This is a genomic window from Cloacibacillus sp. (genome assembly GCA_036655895.1).
In the GTDB taxonomy this organism is placed as follows: Bacteria; Synergistota; Synergistia; order Synergistales; family Synergistaceae; genus JAVVPF01.
Map to the genome: position 1 here is coordinate 1 of JAVVPF010000097.1, position 2565 is coordinate 2565.

Consider the following 2565-nt stretch of genomic DNA (forward strand, 5'->3'; position numbering starts at 1 on the left):
CGTTTTCTTTTGAATCCGGGGATAGCGTCGTAGACGCATTCTCTGACGTTGACATGTAAAAAGTCCAGAGCACAGCCGCCGTCTTCCTCTGTTTCGCGTATCATTCCCATGCGCAGCAGTTCTTCGGCAGCCGCAAGCGCCGCCTCAGCGCCCGTTTCCGCCGCCGCGGCAAGGTCTTCCGCGCAGACGGGGCCTCCGAAGACGGAGAGCAGGTCAAGTATCTCACGCTCTTTTTCGGACAGCTCGGCCATGCGTGCCATTATCAGCCCGCGAAGGCCGCACCGGCAGTCCGCGTCTTTATTTTCGGCAAGCATCTTTGTCATTTCGACAAGCAAAAGCGGCATTCCCTCGCTTTCTCGGACAAAATAGCCTTCGCCTTTTTCATTTATCAATGAATCAGAAAGCAGCAGCCGGCAATACTGCATTATTTCGTCTCTAGTGAAGGGCGCAAGCGGGAGGATGAGCAGGGAATGAGGCACGGCGGGCTTTACCCCGTAGAGTGTACGGGCGATCGTTTCCGCGCTCTGCGGCCTGCTTGTCATAAATACTGTCGTCTGCGTCCTGAGTTCCGCGATGAATAGGCGCAAAAGCTTCATTGAAAGCGCGTCGAACCAGTGCAGGTCCTCGAAGATAAAAAAGGCGCGGCGGCCGCGGCTGAGCCGCTCCGCAAACCGAGCCAGTATACGTGCTATGGTGAGCGTTTCCCTGCCGCGCGGCAACAAAACGGCACAATAATTTTCACACTTTGCAAGTTCGTAAAAATATCTGGAAAGCACCGATATGTCCTCTGCGGGCGGCGTCATGCCGCTCTCGCGCAGTCTATTTACAAGTTGGGATACGATGTTCTCCCAAGCGGAGTAGGCAAATTTTTCCCCGACGGCGACGGCCGAGGCCGTAAATACCGGCGCGTCTTCGCCGGACATTGATCCCACGGCGCGCCGTACGAGAGCCGTCTTGCCAACTCCGGCCTCGCCGTGGATGAAGTAAAGCTGGAGCCGACCCTGTTGACGCCGCGCCGTATCCGCAAGTTTTTTAAGTTCAGCGCAGCGTCCGCAGAATATCTCATCCGCGTGCCATCTCCTGTCCGTGAGTTCAAGCGCCGTCTGTTCGGCAAAGGCGCGAAGAGCTGGCCCCGGAGGAACTCGCGCCTCCGACATCAGACGCGCGCAAAAAGTTTCGTACAGGCAGACCGCTTTCGCCGCCTTGCCCTGCGCAATATGGCTCTTCATGAGTTCAAGCGCGGCTTCTTCGTCAAACGGGTCAAGCCGCAGCACGGCGGCCAGCGCCTCCGCGCGGGATTTTTCTTCCACGGCAGAGGCGGCGGCCTTATCCCAGAGCCAGCGGACGAGCCGCTCTCGTACGCGGCCCGCGGCATAGGCCAGCCACTCGTCGAAATCCGGCAGCGTAAGCGACTCAAAGCCGCAAAGCGGCTCGTCAAACACCACCGCAGGCGTTTCGCAATCGCGCAAAGTGCATAATTGATCTACGTCTGTCGTATAATTTTTTAGAAAAAGGCGCCCGTCGCAGGCCTCGAAATTCTCCGGCAACAGCTTGCGCAGCAGATAGACGGCGTTTCTCAGGCTGCCCGCCGCCTGACGTTCGCTGCTGTCGCCCCAGAAGAGGCACTTCACCTTTTCCACGGGGCGCGGCCCCTCAATGGCAATGTAAAGGACGACCGCCTCCGCCTTTTTAAATGGCAGAGCGACCCGCGCACCGTCTTTTTCCATATAGACCTGTCCAAGAAGATGCAGCTTAAGCGTCAACGCAAACGCCTCCATCCCGTCTTTCAAGTTCACAATATCCTGTCCGTTATCACATTATAAAAGCAAAGACGTCAATAGGACATCAAAAATATGTCAAGAGACAAATTTCACAGCACTAAGGCGCTACGCCTGACCAAAAATCCGCCGCCTGTTTTTACAGATCTTTCACCGGAGGTGATATATACTGCCCACAACGAGAACATGAGAAATAAAACGCGGGGATGGTGACAGAATGTGAGATATTCGGTGATTTTCGTAATACTGATAGCGGCCTCATCAATAATGATAGAGGACTCTACGTTGCGCTATCCGCTGTGGTTTTCGATATTTTTCAACTCGCTGATGACAGCCGCAATCTTCAATTTGCTCTGCGCTGGCCGCATACGGCGCACCTACGCCGCATGCGCGAAGCACAAGGCGCTATCGCTGCGCATGATGTTCTTTACGCTGCTCATATACACGCTCTGTTTTTTCAGCACGGAGCGGATAGGAGCCTCAAACTATAACTCCTTTTATTTTGCGGGAAGTGCAATCTTGGGCCGCTGGTTCATGAAGGCGCGCGGCGCGGCGCGAAAAGCAAACGCGGGAGCGGCCGCTGCGCTCCTTGTTCTGTGCGCAGACTACGGCTTTTATATCTGCGCTGGGGCCGACTGCGCGGCGGCGCGCATGTCCGGGATATTCTGGGCCGTCATTGGAAGCGCAAGCGGATATTTATATGCGGTCGATTCGTCAAAGCTGGCAAAGCTCGCGGCGCTTTCGGCAAACCAACTGCTTGCGCTGAGGTTTAACCTGCTGCTTGTTG

Annotated in this window: 2 protein-coding genes; one reads left to right on the top strand and one right to left on the bottom strand. The window is 55.8% G+C overall.

Going from position 1 to position 2565, the window contains the following annotated elements; genetic code table 11:
• The coding region (locus RRY12_12945) for an AAA family ATPase (protein ID MEG2185580.1) at positions 1-1763 on the bottom strand (1763 nt) is incomplete at its 3' end.
• 234 nt (positions 1764-1997) lie between these two features.
• On the opposite strand from RRY12_12945, the gene RRY12_12950 reads away from it, so the two are divergent.
• Positions 1998-2565 (top strand): hypothetical protein (locus RRY12_12950; GenBank protein MEG2185581.1); only part of this gene is annotated, 568 nt, incomplete at its 3' end.